Source organism: Desulfopila inferna, from assembly GCF_016919005.1.
Classification (GTDB): domain Bacteria; phylum Desulfobacterota; class Desulfobulbia; order Desulfobulbales; family Desulfocapsaceae; genus Desulfopila_A; species Desulfopila_A inferna.
In genome coordinates this window covers 374,921-392,414 of sequence record NZ_JAFFQE010000001.1, presented here as the reverse complement: position 1 = coordinate 392,414, position 17,494 = coordinate 374,921, and the positions used below count along the sequence as shown (strand labels likewise).

The following is a 17,494-nucleotide window of genomic DNA, read 5'->3' as shown; positions in this document are numbered from 1 at the left end:
TTTTCTGCACAATGATTATGGCTGGGGCTCCAAACATACATATTCTTGGTAAAGAATTCCATAAAATCATCCATGAAATAATAAAAGTTCAGCCATCCCGGAGAAAACGTATTTAAATGATGGCATATTTTCAAACAAGCTTGACTTTGCTCGCTGAAACTGAATATATGTTTAGTTGGATTTCTTATAAGAGGTTAACATTCTGTTAAATACTGAACAAATCTTGTAATAATATTGCAGAGCTGTCTATTTTAGAGGAGATTTACATGCAGGATATAAATATGGTCAGGAATATAGCAATCGTGGGACATGGGAACTGCGGTAAAACATCACTGGCAGAAGCCATGCTATATACTGCAGGAAAAATCAACCGACTGGGACAGGTCGACAGCGGTACCTCGGCAATGGATTATGAGGAGGAAGAGATAAATCGAAATATCTCCATCAACAATTCTTTTCACAATTACATCTGGAAAAAGCATCAGGTTTTCCTGATTGATACTCCTGGCGATGACAATTTTCTTAACGAAACACTGTTTGCCACCAAGGTTTGTGATAGCGCTGTTTTTACCATAGGTGCAGTTCTCGGCGTCAAGGGGCAGACAATAAAATTCGCAGATTTTATTGCAGAGAGAAAACTGCCATGTCTGCTCAATATTACCAAGATGGATCGTGAAAGAGCTAATTTCGAGAAAGCTATCGACGAAATCAAGGCCCAACTACCTGTTAATCCTGTTGTGATTCATCTTCCCATAGGAGCCGAAGACAACTTCAGGGGAATCGTGGATATCATCAGGCAAAAGGCATATCTCTTTAATGAGGGTGGCAGCGGCAAGGTCACTGAAACCGATATTCCGGCGGAGATGTTGGATGACGTCGAAATGTACCGGGAAAGCCTGATGGAAAGTGTAGCTGAAACTGATGATGAGCTGATAGAGAAATTTCTCGAAGAAGGCGAACTCACCAAAGAAGAACTGCTGGCAGGTTTGAGAAAAGCAATCGCCACGTCCGAAATTGCTCCCGTAACCGTCAGCGCCGCTACTTTGAATAAGGGAACAGAGCTCTTCCTCAATGCTATTATTGAGCTTATGCCCTCCCCGGCGGACAGACCTGCCGCTGAAGGAATCAATCCGGAGAACGAGGAGATTGTTTCAAGAGAGCCCTCACTGGATGAAAAATTTTCAGCCATTGTGTTTAAGACCATGGCTGACCCATATGCAGGACGATTGACAATATTCAGGGTGTATTCCGGCGTGCTCTCCGGTGATACCTTCTATAATTCAAGTAAAAAGACCTCGGAGAGGTTCGGGCAGCTTTATCTGCTTGAAGGCAAAGATCAAAAGCCTGTCGACAGCGTAGGCCCCGGAAGCATCATAGCAGTAGCTAAACTTAAGGAGACGGTAACTGGTGACAGTTTATGTGATCCTTCAGCGCTCATTGTTTTTCCGGAACTGGAACCATTGAAACCGGTAATCTCTTTTGCAGTCAGTGCCAAACAAGGTGATGAGGAAAAGCTGTTTTCTTCTATTACCAAAATGCTGGATGAGGATCTTACTCTGAAACTTTCCCGGGAACAGAACACCGGAGAAGTGCTGATCTCCGGAGTCGGTCCTATACACCTGGAGATTCTCGCCTCGAAAATCAAAAGAAAATATGGCGTTGAGATGGAGCTGTCCAGGCCAAAGGTGCCATATAAGGAAACAATAAAGGGCAAAGCCCGAGTCCAGGGTAAGCATAAAAAACAAAGCGGCGGCAGGGGACAGTATGGAGACTGCTGGATTGAGATTGAGCCGGTCGAATCGGGAAGTGGTCTGGTTTTTGAGGACAAAATAGTGGGTGGCGTGATTCCACAGCAATATCGTCCCGCAGTGGAAAAAGGCATCCAGGAGGCCATGGAAAAAGGGGTTCTGGCCGGGTACCCTGTCGTCGATATAAAAGCATCGCTGGTGGATGGTAGCTTTCATAATGTCGATTCGTCTGAAATGGCCTTCAAGATTGCCGGGTCTCTGGCATTCAAAAAAGGTGCTCAGGAGGCTGGACTGGTCCTGCTTGAACCTATCATGGACATCACCATAAAAGTAGGTAAGGATAATGTCGGCGATGTTATGGGAGATCTTAATTCCCGCCGCGGCAAGGTTATGGGTATGGATTCCGATGGGAAATATGAAATCATCAATGCCCAGGTGCCCATGGCGGAAATTCAAACATATGCCACCGATCTTACTTCCATGACCGGAGGTCTTGGATCCTTCTCGATTAAATTTTCCCATTACGAAGAGGTTCCGGGAATGATCGCGGAAAAGATTATTGCCGCCTCATCTCAAGAATAATGGTAACTATTCAGCAAAGGGCTAGAAATCAGCAGTTTACCTTGAACTGTAACTGCTTAAGTACCTTGATGGGTATAAACTCCGACTCCAGGGGGCTCTCAATGTGCGCGTGCCGTCTGGGAAACTATAGTATGTCAATTTTATGAGAAAAGGTGCCGACAAATTCAGCTGCGCCGTTATCACGATGAGTGATAAAGGCGCAGTCGGAGAAAGAGAAGATACCAGCGGAGCAGCGCTTCAGCAAATTCTGAAGGATGAGGGATATTCTCTTGATGAGTATATGATCATCCCTGACGTTGAAAGTAGAATTGTTGAGACACTGGTTGATCTGGTTGATAATCGTAGCATAGACCTTATTGTCACCACCGGAGGAACCGGTGTTTCCCCAACTGATATAACCCCTGAAGCCATGCGCAAGGTGATTGACAAGGAAATCCCCGGTATGGCGGAAGCCATGCGCGCGGTGAGTTTCGCCAAAACACCCAATGCCGTTATCTCCAGGGGTATTTGCGGCATTCGTAAGGAAAGCCTGATCGTCAATCTGCCTGGGAGTAAGAAGGCCGCTATTGAAAATATCGAGGTGGTTTTGCCGGCCATTCCGCATGCCCTGCAGAAGATGAAAGGGGAGAAGAGCGATTGCGGCGGCTGATCTCCGAGAAGTAAAGAAAGAGATATAAAAATGGGACCAGCCTGAAGGGGCATGGTCCCATTTTTATTTATAGAGCAGATGTGTTCGAAGCTAAAGCCCTGTATTATTAAATAACTTAACTATTCAGGTAACTCCGCATTATTTGGCCACCCACTGTCTGTAACTGTTTAGCCGTGCGCCATATGCCCACGATCAGGGCGGTTAGCTAAAAAGGACGTCCTGATGATAGACAGATGGTGTGCTGCTGAATAGTTACAGATTAACTGCTAATTTGTCAGTTCAACCTGTGGCTCTTCGCCATCCCGTGAAGCTATCTCTCCTATGATGAACGCCGTCTCTCCCATTGCCTCGAAACGGTGGAGAATATCATTTGCCTGGTCCCGGTCTACGATAATTAACAGACCGACTCCCATATTAAAGGTCCTATACATTTCATCGCGGGGGACCTCTCCATTTTTTTGGAGAAAAGTAAAAATTGGAGGAACTTCCCAACTTGAGCGATCGATGACGGCCTTGCACCCATTGGGTAAAATGCGCGGTACATTATCTATGAAACCGCCGCCGGTGTTGTGTACCATTCCATTGACGGTGTAGTTTTTGACAACATTGAGTGCCGACTGTACATAAATCCTGGTGGGTTTGAGCAGTTCTTCACCCAGGCTCGAACCAAGCTCTGAAATGTGATCGTCGACGCTCAGTTTCATGTCCTCGAAACAGATTTTTCGCACCAGGGAAAAACCATTGGAGTGAAGTCCGCTTGAGGAAAGACCGATTATGGTGTTCCCAACCCGAATTCCAGAACCATCAATAATTTTGTCGCGATCAACGATCCCGACGGTAAAACCGGCGAGATCATAGTCGCCTGACTTGTAAAGTCCCGGCATTTCAGCTGTTTCACCGCCTACTAGCGAGCACTTGGCCTGTCGGCATCCTTCAGCGATGCCTTCCACAACTTCAGCGGCTATCTCTATATCGAGTTTTCCCACAGAAAAATAGTCGAGAAAACAGAGAGGGGTGGCGCCACCGACTATAATATCGTTGACACACATAGCGACCAGATCGATTCCAATGGTATTGTGCTTTCCACAGAGTTGGGCTATGGCAAGTTTGGTACCGACCCCATCGGTGGACGAGACAAGTACCGGCTGCTTGAATTTTTCGGTATCAATCGCAAAGAGACTCGAAAAGCCACCGATGTCGTTAAGTACTCCCCGCTGGTGTGTTGAGGCGACAACGTCTTTAATTTTTTCGACGAAGGCATTTCCCTTGTCTATGTCGACCCCGGATTCACTGTATTTTGAATTTTTAGCAGTTGTCATCTATATGGAATGGGAAGAATTTGAATGAGAAAAATTTTACAGAGCTTGATGGCTGCCGGTGCGGCACCATACGTTTCTTGTATTAGTATAGCGTACCTGCTTGTATCTACGTCCTTATGAATGGCATATTTGATCCAGTGTAAATCTGAAAATACTACTTTTGTTGTTCAGGGGGTAATCTAATACCGCCATGCTCGTTTTAGCCGGTTCTCGATGATACCGTCGGAGTTTATGCCCGCACGTGATTCTCGCGAGGCCATCACCTTACTTCAGCATAATATTAGGTGTGTATTGAAAAAGCAATGCAATTTGGTCTTTTTCGAACAAGGAAGATGATCGTAAAGTTTGCTTGTAATCTTCTGTCCTTCCTGGTAGAGGTGGCTTATGAAGCTCCTCATTTTACTCATAGGAATGGTTCTGGTTGTAGAAGGATTACCCTACGCTGCCGCACCGGAAGCGATGCGGGAGTGGCTTAAGAAATTGAGTGAAATACCTGCAGCTCAGCTGCGCTATGTCGGTTTTATTGCCATGGCGGCAGGTCTTCTGATATGTTGGATTGCCCAGCGCAGTTCTTTCTTTCAATAGCAGATTTATTTCCTCACCAGGTAGAGTATTCCTTCAACCCACCTGCCTTTGTCTTTACGCAGGTTGTTTTTTTCCTGGCTGCAAATTTTCCAGCCCGTGAGCCGGCATATGTTTTGAATATACTCAGGAGAATGGGCAAAGCGTCCGGTTTTTCTGAGATCATAGCCGCTGCCAAATGAAATCTCAGTTGAAAAACAAAGACATGCGCCTGATTGTGCCGCTTTATTTATCGCTTCAAAAGTATATTGCAGCTCTCCTATATAATTAAAAACATCAGTAGCCAGGACGAGCGAATATCTGTCCAGGCAATCCTCGAGAAAATCATGAATTTCCGAGATGTATAAAGCTGAATAAATATTTTTTCCGGCGGCTACCTCGATCATTTTTTCAGAGATATCAACACCTGTAAACGTTGAGCATAGCCCTGCGAAAGCTTCTCCTCCCAAACCTGTACCGCAACCCAGATCGAGACCGGCCAGTGAGCGGGATCGACCATCGCTTATGTGGTCATAAATCTGCCGTAGTTTCGAGGGAACGGAATACTCGAGCTTGGATACCAGACTTATATCATAATGTGCAGAGTAGGCGTCAAAGATTTCTCTGATATATTCAGGAGGTGCAGAGTGACGATTCTCTCCATGAAGAGAGGACAGCATGTGTCGTGCTCCATGGTGTTCTGGATTTATACGCAGCAGTCGCGAATAATATTTCTTCGCATTGAAATAATCATCATTTTTGTGATATAGAAAAGCCACATTGTTTAAGGCAGACTGATTGTTTTCATCAAGATCGAGAACGTGAAGATAGAGGGCAATGGCCTTGTCATCCTGGTGTGTATCCTTGTAGCAACAAGCCAGATTGTATAGGCTGTCAATCTCCTCTGCATTAAGCGACAGGATTTTTTTATAGGTGATTATAGTTTCGTCGAACAGATTGAGTTGTTTTAAGCTGAGTGCTAAATTGTAGAGGACGTCTATTTCCTCCGGAGCGTGCTCAAGGGCCTTTGTATAACATCGGCATGAATCTTCGTACCGTTCGAGTTCATAGTAGGCAAGGCCGAGATTATAATTGACCAGCGGAGAATCATGTATTGCCAGTATACTTAAGTACATGCGGCAGGCTTCTTCAAGATTTCCACTCTGGTGAAAGGCTACCGCCTCTGTAAAGATATTTTCCAGTTCGGAGTTTCGGGCTTTTTGGTTCATGAATGTGTAAAAAAAGGAAGTAAGAGAAAAAAAATTTGGCGAATTCAATTTGACTGTGCAGGTGAAATAGGTGTTGTATAGTCGGTCCATTGAGTATACTACAGCTGATCAAAAATTCAATTCCGGAGCCCCGGCAAGGCAGAAAATATTATGTCTGGTGAAGATAAAGCAAAAAAAGAACTCATTGGCAATGAGGGAATCGTCATACTCGATATGGTGAGACGCCTGAATCGGCGTAATGCCACCGGTCATCTGCGAAAACTCATTTCCAAAACCCATCCCGCCGATATAGCGTGGGTATTTCGTCACCTTTCCCAAAATGAACGGAAGAAGGTTTTTGGAATTGTGGCGCAGACGGAACTGGTAGGTGAATTTCTCAGCGAGCTGGATGAGTCGATCATGATTGATCTGGTGGAAGGCCTCCCCGCACAGTTTATGGCCGACGTCGTAACCAATATGCCTTCTGACGATGCCGTTGATCTTCTTGAAGCGCTCCGGGACGAGGTAGCTGACAATATCCGCAAGCACATGGAGAGAAAGGACCGGGAAGAAGTCGATGAGCTGCTGCAGTATCATCCTCAGTCTGCCGGTGGCTTGATGTCCACTGATTATATGAGTCTGGATGAAGAATTAGGAGTGGGAGATGCTATTTCACTTGTGCAGAAGCGCAGTGAAGAAAAAGAGATGGTTTTCTATCTGTATATTACCCATGGGGAAGGGAAGTTATCCGGTGTGGTTTCTCTACGGGAACTGCTCATGCATCCTCCTCACAGGCAGCTTAAAAATATCATGAACGACAAGGTCATTTCGGTAAATACTGATACCGACCAGGAAGAGGTGGCTCATATCGTCTCGCAGTACAATTTTCTCGCGGTTCCTGTGGTGGATTCATCCTACAGCCTTGTAGGAATTGTTACCGTCGATGATATTATTGATGTCATACGTGAAGAGGCCACTGAAGATTTTCTGCAAATGGCGGGTGCTGGTAAGGATAGAGAAATACTTCTCAAATCAACACGGGAAAGTGCTCTTCTCCGGGCACCTTGGCTCTTTGCCTCACTGGTCGGCGGAATAATGGCAATGATCATTATCGGCGCCTTTGAAGACGAGCTCATCAAGGTATTGGCGCTGGCCTCTTTTATACCTATCGTGATGGGGATGGGCGGTAATATCGCTACACAATCGTCAACTATCATTGTACGCGGCATCGCCACCGGCAGGATCAACATGAACGAATTCGTCAAGGTCATCTTCAAGGAATTGAGGGTGGGGCTTATTCTCGGCGTGTTGTATGGTTCGTTGGTGGGCATAGTCACCTTCTTTATCTATTCGAATCCGCCCCTGCTTGGCCTGGTTGTGGGGATATCAATATTTTCCTGTATGGTTGTCTCGGCAACAGTCGGAGCTTTTATTCCTTTGATATTAAAACGTTTTGATATAGACGCCGCCATTGCCACCGGACCGTTTGTAACCACTTCCATTGATATCATCGGAGTTTTTGTCTATTTCTGGGTGGCAAAGCTCTTTTTAGATCTCTAATCCATGAACTCTTTAAGATAATAGTATGAAAAGAGATAGATCAACCGGGAGGGTATCTCCATTTGCTTTACTGCTGGTCTTTGCCCTCGGTCTGTGGTTCCTCTTTAATCCCTTTGAGCGGATCAACCGGGAAAATGCCGAACCCCGGGCAGTAATGGCACGAGGTGATCTGGCCGAGGATGAAAGCAACACCATTGAGATATTCAAAAATACCTCGTCTTCGGTTGTCTATATAACAAGCAAGGCCCTGCGCAGAAATCTGTTTTCACTCAATGCCGTAGAGATCCCCCAGGGGACCGGGTCCGGGATTATCTGGGACAAAAGCGGTAGAATTGTGACTAATTTTCATGTTATCAGTGATGCTACCACTATTCAGGTTACCATGTCGGACCAATCGCAATGGGATGCCGTTCTCCTTGGCGCTGCTCCGGACAAGGATCTTGCTGTATTGCAGATCAGGGCACCAGAGCGCCTGCTTCGGCCTATCCCCATTGGGGAAACGGAAACATTGCTGGTAGGCCAGAAAGTTTTTGCCATAGGAAATCCATTCGGTCTCGACCAGACAATGACTTCAGGTATTATTTCGGCGCTGGACCGGGAAATAAAGGCCATTACCGGCAGGGTCATTCATGGGGTCATTCAGACGGACGCTGCCATCAATCCGGGAAATTCCGGAGGCCCTCTGCTGGATAGTGCCGGAAGGCTGATAGGGATCAACACAGCAATCTTCAGCCCATCAGGAGCCTATGCAGGGATCGGTTTCGCCGTACCGGTGGAAGAGGTAAACAAGGTCATTCCCCAACTGATTAAAGATGGCCGCCTGATCAAACCGGGTCTCGGCGTTTCACTGACCGACAACAGGATTGCCGGTCAACTCGGGATAGAAGGGCTGATAATTGTCGGGGTCAATGAAGGCAGCGGAGCTCAAAGGGCCGGTCTTCGCCCAACCAGGCAATATGGCGGTGATATAATCATAGGTGATATTATCAAGGAAATAGATGGAAAGCCGGTCAGAACGGTTAATGACATCCAAGACATCCTGGAGACCCATACGATCGGCGAAAACGTGCCGGTAACCATTGAAAGGAACAAAAATGAAATGGTTGTTCAAGTGGAACTTTCCTCTTTGAACTAAGCTATTTCAGATTCCATCAAATGTTATTTTTTCTCCGTCTCATCGATTCCAGCGTCTGCTTTCTCGCAAGTTCCCGCATATCCAGAGCCCTATCGGATTCATCTATTATTTCCCGGCCAACAATTTCTTCCAGGATATCTTCCATGGATATGACCCCGGTCATTGAGCCATATTCATCAACGACAATAAAAAGATGTTGTCTGCGGTCAAAGAAATCTATGAGTATCCGGTTGAGTGGTGCTGTTTCCGGAACGAAATGTACGGACTGCTTAAGAGAGGAGAGGCGTTGGTCGAACTGTTGGCGTGCGGCTGCCAATAATACCTCTTTCGGCATGATGATTCCCGTTACGTTATCAGGCTCCCCGCTGTAAATCGGGACCCTGCTGTGGCTTGTCAGTCGTTGTATCTGCTCCATTGCTTCTGCAACGGTGTTGTCTTCATTGAGAGAAAAAGTTACCGTCCTTGGGGTCATCACCTGACGGACCATCTTACTTTGCAGAATGAGCACATTATTGATAACTCTGGCCTGATCGACGTCTATTTCTCCGGATTGTAAAGAAAGAGAGGCTATGGCCTGCAATTCTTCCGCTGAAATATTGTCTTTTGAATGCTGCTGAGGGATGAGGCGCGTTATCAATCGGCATAACCATATTATCGGTTTCAGCATAAATACCATCCAGAAAAGCGGCATGGCAATCAATGGGGCGAGTCTGAAGGAATATGTGACCCCTATGGTTTTTGGGAGAATCTCGGAGAGGATAAGAATTGAGAGAGTGAAAGAGGCAGAAAACCATAATACGCTGTGAGCCCCATAGAGTTTAGCTACCGCAGCACCGGCAAAAGCTGCTCCGACCGTATTGGCAACCGTGTTGAGAGTGAGAATTGCAGTTATCGGTTGATCTATATCCCTGCGAAGATTTCTCAGAATTATACCGGAGGAACGTCCTGTTTTATTGAGAAGTTCTACCTGGCTTGGAGATATAGAATATAAGACAGCTTCACAGATGGAACAAAAAGCCGAAATTATAATTGCAAGTGATACAGCTATAATCAGGGTGCTCAGCACTGGAGTTCTCCTATGACTTAGGTATCTATTAAGGCTAAACTATCAGAAGATGCATGCTAAAGTAATAAAGCATGGTTCCGGGCTCTGCCACTCTCAATAATCAGTAGAGGCGGGTGATATAGTAAATAGCACATAAATGGTTTATGTAGGCAGAATTTTGAAAGACATGGGAAACATGTGTATTCTACTGTAACTTAAAAACATTGAAATGAAAATATCGAGACAACCTGGAAAATGATATTATAGTTTTTCTCTATAATTTTATGGCTTAATTGCTTTCGGCAGGCTTACCAAACGAACTAACCACCAAGGAGTGGAGAGATATGGAGAATACAAAAATAGTAATCAATTCGAAAGTAAATAAAAAATACGCCTCCGATTTAGTGGTGTATTGCATTGGTCAGAAAACCAAGGACAAACCGCATATTACCAAATTACAGTCCGAGGTTTTGAAAAAGGCCTGTGACCTTGGTGATTTCAAAGGGGAAGAGAACGATGTTCTGCTAGCTTACGACCAGGACAACGAGACTGAGACGGCAGGCAAGAGAACGATTTTTATTGGCGTTGGAAAAATCAATAAAAGCATCGGTGATGAAGAGCTACAGGAGAAAATGAGAATAGCAGGCGGAAATATTGCCGCTTTCGCCACTAAAGTGAAGGCTTCAAAAATATGTGTGGTTCCGTGCGAGATGCCTTCTAAATCTGCACTGCACACAGCAGTGTATGGTCTCACCGAAGGTATTTTACTGGGAGACTACAGCTTCAAAAAATATAAGACCGAGAAAAAAGGAAAAGAGCGGCATAAGGGAATTCGTGAACTGAGAATAATCGCTGAAGAAAATCTCCAATCCTTGCGCAGGGCAATCACCCTTGCAAAAACTGCGGCATTCTCGGTCTGTCAGGCGAGGGATATGGCCAACGAGCCCGGAAACAGCTGGACCTCCGAGAGTTTTGCCAGATTAGCAGAGGAACTCGCAGAAAAATATCAGCTTAAATGTACCGTTTTTGATAAAAAACAGCTGATTAAGATGCAAATGGGCGGAATTCTGGCCGTTAATAAGGGCTCGGATATTCCTCCGAAACTCGTGGTTCTGGAATATCACTTTTCCAAGAAGGCGAAAACGCTGCTTCTTGTCGGCAAGGGATTGACCTTCGATTCCGGCGGCATAAGCATCAAACCCGCTGCGGGAATGGAGGATATGAAATACGACATGTGCGGTGGAGCAGCAGTGATGGCAGCAATGAATGTTGTTGGTATTGAAAAACCCGAGTGCAATGTCATTGCGATTGTTCCGGCAACGGACAATATGTCGGGTGGAGCCGCTCTTAAACCGGGTGATGTTATTAGTCATTACAACAAAATAACCTCTGAAATAATTAATACCGATGCTGAAGGCAGGATAATCTTGGCCGATGCTCTGGCTTATGGAATTGAAAAATATACCCCGGATTATGTCATCGATCTTGCAACTCTTACCGGAGCGGTAATAGTGGGGCTTGGCCATCATCACACCGGCCTGCTGTGCAACGACGACAAACTTGCTGATAGATTGATCCTTGCCGGAAAAAAGTGTGGTGAACCTCTATGGAGACTGCCGCTGGGACCGGACTATAAAAAACAGATAGATTCGAAAGTCGCGGATATTAAAAATACCGGGGGCAAGGCGGCAGGAACTATTACTGCTGCAGAATATCTCCACGCTTTCGTGGGGGAGACGCCTTGGGCGCATCTGGATATCGCCGGCACCGCCTGGGGATTTACCGAAAAATCATATATCCCCGGAGGAGGACCATCCGGAATATGTGTCAGAACCCTGGTGGAATTTATTCGAATGTTGTAAGAATCTTTGAAGTGCAAAACAAAACCCCTCCAGGAATCCGGAGGGGTTGGGTTAGGTCTTTAAGTGCTATCAGATTTTCTGGACATTTTCAGCAGCAGGACCTTTAGGGCCGTCTACAATTTCAAAGCTTACACGAGACCCTTCTTCAAGGGATTTGAAGCCTTCAGATTGAATAGCGGAGTAGTGAACGAAGACATCCTGTCCACCATCTTGCTCGATAAAGCCAAAACCTTTTGAATCATTAAACCACTTAACTGTTCCTTCTGCCATTTTTGTAACTCCTTTTGTACTCAGTTCTTGGTAGAACTCCATGATAACAATCCGATACACTTTTTGACCGGATAATAAAAATTGTGCGCTTTTTACAGTCCCTATTGTACCAATTTAAAATGATGCGTTAAGGAATAGGACCACAGAAATAAAAATATTTTTATGTGGACTTATCACACGTTATCTACGCTGATATCATAGGCACAGATGAAAATCAATGTTTTTTTTATTTTTTTACTTGATCTGAGTTTGTGATAGGCCTAACTTCCGGTCTGCACCGGCTGGAGATATTATGGTGAAAAAAAGCAGGCGGCTGCTGTTTGAGATGGATTTTTCTCCCCAAAAGAGAAATTTCCGCTTACTTTATTCAGTTTGCTGTTGTAAATATAGATAGACATTGAAATTCTCCATAACAGTTGGGAACGATCAGAAGAGGAACGCTCTGAAATCAGGTTTTTTGAATCAAGATGGCGTCATATCATAAGAAAATCCGGCCTCCCGCCTTGTATATCTGACTTTTAATCCTGCCATCCCGGAGCTTCGCCCTGAATTTTACATAATCCGGCGGCAATGCCGTTATTACAAAGACTACTTTAAAAATTTTGCATCCTGAATACAATTTCAAATCACATTACGCCAGGATTGACGGCCATCGTCTCCATTATATAGATGAAGGGCAGGGTCCTGTTATCGTAGCTGTCCATGGCAATCCAACCTGGTCTTTTTACTACAGGAATGTCATAAAGCATTTGCGCAATAACTTTCGAGTCATTGCTCTGGACCACATGGGTTGCGGCTACTCAGATAAACCTCAGGAATATGATTATACCCTGAGCCGGCATATAGAGAACCTGACCAAGCTCCTAAATTCACTAGATATCAACAAATGCTCGTTGATGGTGCATGATTGGGGCGGAGCGATTGGGATGGGATTCGCCGTCAGAAATTCCGAAAAAATCGAAAAAATTGTCGTTCTCAACACTGCGGCTTTTCGGTCGCAACGCATTCCATTTCGAATTGCTCTCTGTCGCTGGCCGATAATTGGTCAATTTTTGGTGAGAGGATTGAACGGTTTTGCCTGGCCGGCGACCTTTATGGCTGTCGTCAAACCGATAAACGGGCTGACCAAAAAATATTACCTGCGGCCCTATGATTCATGGAAGAACCGCATTGCCGTCCATGGATTCGTAATGGATATTCCTCTGGAAGCCTCCCATCCCTCCTATGGAACACTGCTTGAAATCGAAGAAGGTCTTGGACGTATAAAAGAGAGGAAGATCCCTCTTCTTGTGCTTTGGGGAGGGAAGGATTTCTGTTTTACCAGGGAGTTTTATCAGCAATGGAAAAGCCTTTTTCCTGATGCGGAGGCGCACTATTTTGACAATCTGGGCCACTATATTCTCGAAGATGGATATGAAACTATCAGGCCTCACTTGAATTCTTTTTTCAATCTCAATGTCAGCTAATATTCAAAAAACAGATAACATCGCCGGTAGCCTCAGCGAAGCTGTACTGCTCAGAGGTGATGCAGCAGGTGTTATTGAGGCCAAAAACGGAAAATGCCTGAGTTTTGCCGAATTGGAAAAACGGTCGGATCAATATGCCTGGTATCTCAGGAAAAGCGGAGTAAAACCTGGTGACAGGGTCATGCTGATGGTCAAGCCTTCAGCAGACTTCATCTGCTTAACCTTCGCCTTGTTCAAACTAGGTTCACCCGTCATTTTAATTGACCCGGGAATGGGATACAAAAATCTTCTGCGCTGTGTTTCAGGTGTTGAGCCTCTGGTATTTATCGGGATCGCCAAGGCCCATTTTTTTCTGTCACTTTTTAAAAAACATTTCTCTTCACTCAAGCTGAAATTCTGTTTAGGTAATTCGTTGGGAATTTTCGGGTCCGATCTCAATAATGCTACACTTTTAAAAGTAAAAAAGTATCCAGTCTATCAGCCTGCAAAGGATGATCTTGCCGCTATAATCTTTACCACAGGCTCGACTGGTCCTCCCAAGGGAGTCCGTTATGAGCACTCCGTTTTTGCCGCACAACTCCAGCATATCAAAAACTATTACGGCATAGTTGCGGGTGATATAGACCAGCCGGCATTTCCGCTGTTTGCCCTCTTCTCGACAGCCCTTGGAGCCTGTGCTGTTATACCGGATATGGATGCAACCAAACCGGCAAGGGTGAATCCAGAAAAATTTGTGAAGTCACTCATGCGGCATCAGGTTACCTATTCCTTTGGTTCACCTGCACTATGGAACGTTGTCAGCACCTATTGTCTCTCAAGAAATATCAAGCTTCCAACCTTAAAAAAAGTGCTCATGGCCGGTGCCCCTGTTTCAGGTGAATTACTGCAGCGAGTTCAGAAAATTCTCCCAACCGAAGCCGAAGTGCATATACCTTATGGGGCCACTGAAAGTCTGCCGATCGTCTCTATCGAGGCTGAGGAGGTTGTCGGAGAGACCTGGCATCAGACACGGCAGGGGAGAGGAACATGTGTTGGCAGACCACTACCCGGAATTGACATCAGAATTATCCGATTATCGGATAATATTATTACTGAAGTAAAGGAAAGCATGATTCTTGGACCCGAAGAAATCGGAGAAATTATGGTCAGCGGTGATGTAGTGACACGTGCTTATGACAACAACGACACTGAAACACGGATGGCTAAAACACGCTATAACGACCTTTTCTGGCATAGGATGGGTGATACGGGTTTCCTCGATGGCAAAGGAAGATTATGGTTTTGTGGAAGGAAAGGGCACCGGGTCAAAACCCGAAACGGTATTAAATATACCATTCAATGTGAAGCCATTGTCAATAATCATCCTGATATATTCCGCAGCGCCCTTGTCGGTGTCGGCGCGGGGGAAGAGAAATTACCGGTTCTGGTGCTGGAAAAAGAGAAAAGCAGTAAACGCTCTGATGATGAAATCCTTAAGGAGGTGGTCAATCTGGCCGGAGAGTCGGTTCTCGTATGTGATATTGAACACTACTTTTTTCATGATTCTTTTCCAGTGGATATACGTCACAACGCCAAAATATTCCGAGAAAAACTGGCGGTGTGGGCAGAAAACGTACTAGCAGGCCGGAAATGAATAAAGCTATCATAACGGGCGGAGGTGGTTTCGTCGGAAAAGCCATTATTAAAATTCTGTTGCGCCAGGGAGTCGAATGCCAGGTTCTCGGCAGGAGCCTATATCCTGAACTCGAAGCCCTCGGCATCCGGTGCTTTCGTGGCGACATATGTGACAGAGAATTTATCTTGCAGCACCTTACCAACTGCGATGTGGTTTTTCACGTTGCGGCACTGGCGGGAATCTGGGGGCAATGGCAGGAATATTACACTATAAATGTTCAGGGAACACAAAATATTATAGATGGTTGTCTGCTCAACGGTATTCCCGCTCTTGTTCATACATCCACGCCATCGGTGGTCTTTGATAGAGAGGATATTATCAACGGCAACGAAAATCTGCGCTATGCGTCGCAATTTCTTTGTGGATATGCAAAGAGTAAAGCGATAGCGGAAAAACTGGTTTTATCGGTAGATCAGGAAGTATTGAAAACATGTGCTATTCGCCCCCACCTGATATGGGGTCCCGGAGATCCTCATCTGGTCCCCAGACTTCTGGAAAGAGGTCGCAAGGGAACGCTGAAAATTGTCGGAGACGGCACAAATAAGGTGGATATAACCTATATTGACAATGTCGCCCAGGCTCACTTTCTGGCCGCGCAAAACCTGATATCATCTGCTTCAGCGTCTGGAAAAGCTTATTTTATAGGCCAGGAAAGACCGGTAAGGATGTGGCAATGGATCAATGATCTGTTTAAACGAATGGACGTACCGCCGGTCACCGGGAAAGTGTCTTTACCCGCCGCCCGGACCACCGGCTTTTTATTGGAAACGACTCATAGGCTGTTGCGTCGAGGTGGAGAACCTAAAATGACGCGATTTTTGGCAGAGCAACTGGCCAGATCACATTATTTTTCTCATGACAGAGCACAGCAAGACTTTGGCTATCTGCCTGTTGTCTCCATTGAAGAGGGCATGGATAAACTCATTCACTGGTTAAAAGAAAAATGAAGACACTACAACGAACTCTACTGGTCTGCTACCTGATTGTGTCGGTCTGTTTTTTACCGGTAAGAAGTAATGGTTTCACCATCGGGGAGGAGCGTGAGGTCGGAGAAAAACTGCTCTACACCGTACGATCCAGCTTCGAGGTTCTCGATGATCCCGATCTTAAGCAGTATATTGAAAAACTTGGAGAGGAGGTTATCAAGGTTGCCGGCGTTCAATTTTTCGATTATCACTTCTTTGTATTAAAAAGTAAGGATTTCAACGCGTTTGCTGCTCCATCCGGTCTGATTTTCTTTAACAGCGGACTTATTGAAAAAGTCGATAGCGAGAACGAGCTTGTTTCCGTTATTGCCCACGAAATAGGTCATATCGTCAAGAGGCATATCTCTTCAAGGATAGGCAAGGGGAAAAAGATCTCTTTGGCGACTATGGGGCTTGTTCTGGCCGCTCTTGCGCTGGGTGGAGGAGCAGCGACGGAGGCACTCCTTGCCGGTTCCATGGCCGCTGGGCAGAGTGCTGCACTGCATTTCAGCAGATTGGATGAAGAAGAAGCCGATTTGCTGGCCTATGACTGGATGAAAAAGATGGAGCGGCACCCCGACGGTCAGGTTAAAATGCTGCAGACCATGCGGCAGATAGCTCGATATCGATCCAGTATGATGCCGCAGTATCTTCTGACTCATCCTAATCCTGAAGCACGTCTGGATTATGTTCAAACCCTGGTTAGTTCTGATAAGAAGGAGATTGAGGGTTTTAACAGGGGAAATAATTTTGATTTTTTGCGGTTCAAATACAGGATAATGGCGGAAACAAAAGATAGTTTTTATCTTCGTGAATATTGTTCATCGGTTCTTTCAAGCAGCAGAGCCGACGAACTGGAAATTATCATGGCGAAATATGGCCTGGCTCAGCTCGATCGTATAGAAAACAATTATGCCTCCAGTCTCAAATTAATCGAAGAAGTCATAAATACCATAGGTCAAAAGAATGTACTTCTGGTGGACCGGGGCATCATTGAATTTGAAAGCGGCAATACCGAAAAGGCATACACCACGCTTTCCGCTGCCTACAAAAACGATAGATCAAATATGTATGCAGCTCATTCCCTTGCCGGAGTAGCTTTTCAAATGGGTCTGCTGGAAGAGGCGGAAAAATTGTATAAAGATGTGATCGCCGAAATACCGGAATATGACAAAGCATATTTCAATCTGGGGAAACTCAGTGCTACCCGGGGGAAATCGGCTGAAACTAAATATTATCTGGGAAAGTACGACCTTCTTCACGGTAAGCTGGAACTTTCCAGAAAAAATCTCGAAACAGCGATCAGCGAAGGTAATCTTGAAGATGAGCAGCAGCTTGATGCCGAACAGACGCTGGATCTAATCAAGAGACTGGAGAAATAAACCGGGTAAGTATTCAGCAGTACCCCATCTGTACGCGATCAGCCTGAAAACGGAGGCACACTATAGT

The 17,494-nt window shown here is 45.5% G+C and carries 14 protein-coding genes; 10 read left to right on the top strand and 4 right to left on the bottom strand.

Annotated elements, in window-relative coordinates; translation table 11 throughout:
* Positions 1 to 266: 266 nt before the first annotated feature.
* Together fusA and JWG88_RS01620 are read left to right on the top strand one after the other, a co-directional pair.
* Positions 267 to 2,330, top strand: coding sequence for an elongation factor G (fusA, locus tag JWG88_RS01625; protein ID WP_205231941.1), 2,064 nt, complete (start codon positions 267 to 269; stop codon positions 2,328 to 2,330).
* 142 nt (positions 2,331 to 2,472) lie between these two features.
* A complete protein-coding gene (locus JWG88_RS01620) occupies positions 2,473 to 2,979 on the top strand; it encodes a MogA/MoaB family molybdenum cofactor biosynthesis protein (RefSeq protein WP_205231940.1) in 507 nt (168 codons plus the stop codon).
* A 266-nt stretch (positions 2,980 to 3,245) separates the two neighbouring features.
* Here JWG88_RS01620 and purM read toward each other — a convergent pair whose 3' ends face one another.
* The gene (gene purM / locus JWG88_RS01615; RefSeq protein ID WP_205231939.1) at positions 3,246 to 4,298 is read right to left on the bottom strand and encodes a phosphoribosylformylglycinamidine cyclo-ligase; all 1,053 of its coding nucleotides are present in this window, start codon (positions 4,296 to 4,298) and stop codon (positions 3,246 to 3,248) included.
* Positions 4,299 to 4,682: 384 nt separating this feature from the next.
* On the opposite strand from purM, the gene JWG88_RS01610 reads away from it, so the two are divergent.
* Positions 4,683 to 4,883: a DUF2065 domain-containing protein gene (locus tag JWG88_RS01610; protein ID WP_205231938.1), complete on the top strand. Its 201-nt coding sequence runs from the start codon at positions 4,683 to 4,685 to the stop codon at positions 4,881 to 4,883.
* 5 nt (positions 4,884 to 4,888) lie between these two features.
* Here JWG88_RS01610 and JWG88_RS01605 read toward each other — a convergent pair whose 3' ends face one another.
* A complete protein-coding gene (locus JWG88_RS01605) occupies positions 4,889 to 6,088 on the bottom strand; it encodes a tetratricopeptide repeat protein (RefSeq protein ID WP_205231937.1) in 1,200 nt (399 codons plus the stop codon).
* 150 nt (positions 6,089 to 6,238) lie between these two features.
* On the opposite strand from JWG88_RS01605, the gene mgtE reads away from it, so the two are divergent.
* Both mgtE and JWG88_RS01595 read left to right on the top strand, forming a co-directional pair.
* The gene (mgtE, locus tag JWG88_RS01600; protein WP_205231936.1) at positions 6,239 to 7,627 is read left to right on the top strand and encodes a magnesium transporter; all 1,389 of its coding nucleotides are present in this window, start codon (positions 6,239 to 6,241) and stop codon (positions 7,625 to 7,627) included.
* A 25-nt stretch (positions 7,628 to 7,652) separates the two neighbouring features.
* Positions 7,653 to 8,762, top strand: a complete 1,110-nt coding sequence (locus tag JWG88_RS01595) for a S1C family serine protease (RefSeq protein ID WP_205231935.1) — start codon at positions 7,653 to 7,655, stop codon at positions 8,760 to 8,762.
* 16 nt (positions 8,763 to 8,778) lie between these two features.
* Here the strand turns inward: JWG88_RS01595 and JWG88_RS01590 are convergent, their stop codons facing one another.
* Positions 8,779 to 9,828, bottom strand: coding sequence for a CNNM domain-containing protein (locus tag JWG88_RS01590; protein ID WP_205231934.1), 1,050 nt, complete (start codon positions 9,826 to 9,828; stop codon positions 8,779 to 8,781).
* A 323-nt stretch (positions 9,829 to 10,151) separates the two neighbouring features.
* On the opposite strand from JWG88_RS01590, the gene JWG88_RS01585 reads away from it, so the two are divergent.
* The gene (locus tag JWG88_RS01585; RefSeq protein WP_205231933.1) at positions 10,152 to 11,669 is read left to right on the top strand and encodes a leucyl aminopeptidase; all 1,518 of its coding nucleotides are present in this window, start codon (positions 10,152 to 10,154) and stop codon (positions 11,667 to 11,669) included.
* A 69-nt stretch (positions 11,670 to 11,738) separates the two neighbouring features.
* Here JWG88_RS01585 and JWG88_RS01580 read toward each other — a convergent pair whose 3' ends face one another.
* Positions 11,739 to 11,939: a cold-shock protein gene (locus JWG88_RS01580; RefSeq protein ID WP_205231932.1), complete on the bottom strand. Its 201-nt coding sequence runs from the start codon at positions 11,937 to 11,939 to the stop codon at positions 11,739 to 11,741.
* Positions 11,940 to 12,541: 602 nt separating this feature from the next.
* Between JWG88_RS01580 and JWG88_RS01575 the strand changes: the two genes are divergently transcribed.
* The 4 genes from JWG88_RS01575 to JWG88_RS01560 are packed head-to-tail and all read left to right on the top strand — an operon-like array spanning position 12,542 to position 17,427.
* Positions 12,542 to 13,405, top strand: coding sequence for an alpha/beta fold hydrolase (locus JWG88_RS01575; protein WP_205231931.1), 864 nt, complete (start codon positions 12,542 to 12,544; stop codon positions 13,403 to 13,405).
* The gene (locus tag JWG88_RS01570; protein ID WP_205231930.1) at positions 13,395 to 15,038 is read left to right on the top strand and encodes a fatty acid CoA ligase family protein; all 1,644 of its coding nucleotides are present in this window, start codon (positions 13,395 to 13,397) and stop codon (positions 15,036 to 15,038) included. The genes JWG88_RS01575 and JWG88_RS01570 overlap by 11 nt, the downstream gene beginning before the upstream one ends.
* Positions 15,035 to 16,027, top strand: a complete 993-nt coding sequence (locus JWG88_RS01565; protein ID WP_205231929.1) for an NAD-dependent epimerase/dehydratase family protein — start codon at positions 15,035 to 15,037, stop codon at positions 16,025 to 16,027. The genes JWG88_RS01570 and JWG88_RS01565 overlap by 4 nt, the downstream gene beginning before the upstream one ends.
* The gene (locus tag JWG88_RS01560) at positions 16,024 to 17,427 is read left to right on the top strand and encodes a beta-barrel assembly-enhancing protease (protein WP_205231928.1); all 1,404 of its coding nucleotides are present in this window, start codon (positions 16,024 to 16,026) and stop codon (positions 17,425 to 17,427) included. Before JWG88_RS01565 ends, JWG88_RS01560 begins: the two co-directional genes overlap by 4 nt.
* Positions 17,428 to 17,494 lie beyond the last annotated feature (67 nt).

Excerpts from the sequence above, each read along its gene's own strand:
- JWG88_RS01585 (WP_205231933.1), top strand. The coding sequence starts at position 10,152 with ATGGAGAATACAAAAATAGTAATCAATTCGAAAGTAAATAAAAAATAC.
- mgtE (WP_205231936.1), top strand. The coding sequence starts at position 6,239 with ATGTCTGGTGAAGATAAAGCAAAAAAAGAACTCATTGGCAATGAGGGA.
- JWG88_RS01605 (WP_205231937.1), bottom strand. The coding sequence starts at position 6,088 with ATGAACCAAAAAGCCCGAAACTCCGAACTGGAAAATATCTTTACAGAG.
- JWG88_RS01580 (WP_205231932.1), bottom strand. The coding sequence starts at position 11,939 with ATGGCAGAAGGAACAGTTAAGTGGTTTAATGATTCAAAAGGTTTTGGC.
- JWG88_RS01560 (WP_205231928.1), top strand. The coding sequence starts at position 16,024 with ATGAAGACACTACAACGAACTCTACTGGTCTGCTACCTGATTGTGTCG.
- JWG88_RS01610 (WP_205231938.1), top strand. The coding sequence starts at position 4,683 with ATGAAGCTCCTCATTTTACTCATAGGAATGGTTCTGGTTGTAGAAGGA.
- JWG88_RS01595 (WP_205231935.1), top strand. The coding sequence starts at position 7,653 with ATGAAAAGAGATAGATCAACCGGGAGGGTATCTCCATTTGCTTTACTG.
- purM (WP_205231939.1), bottom strand. The coding sequence starts at position 4,298 with ATGACAACTGCTAAAAATTCAAAATACAGTGAATCCGGGGTCGACATA.
- JWG88_RS01620 (WP_205231940.1), top strand. The coding sequence starts at position 2,473 with ATGAGAAAAGGTGCCGACAAATTCAGCTGCGCCGTTATCACGATGAGT.
- fusA (WP_205231941.1), top strand. The coding sequence starts at position 267 with ATGCAGGATATAAATATGGTCAGGAATATAGCAATCGTGGGACATGGG.
- JWG88_RS01570 (WP_205231930.1), top strand. The coding sequence starts at position 13,395 with ATGTCAGCTAATATTCAAAAAACAGATAACATCGCCGGTAGCCTCAGC.
- JWG88_RS01565 (WP_205231929.1), top strand. The coding sequence starts at position 15,035 with ATGAATAAAGCTATCATAACGGGCGGAGGTGGTTTCGTCGGAAAAGCC.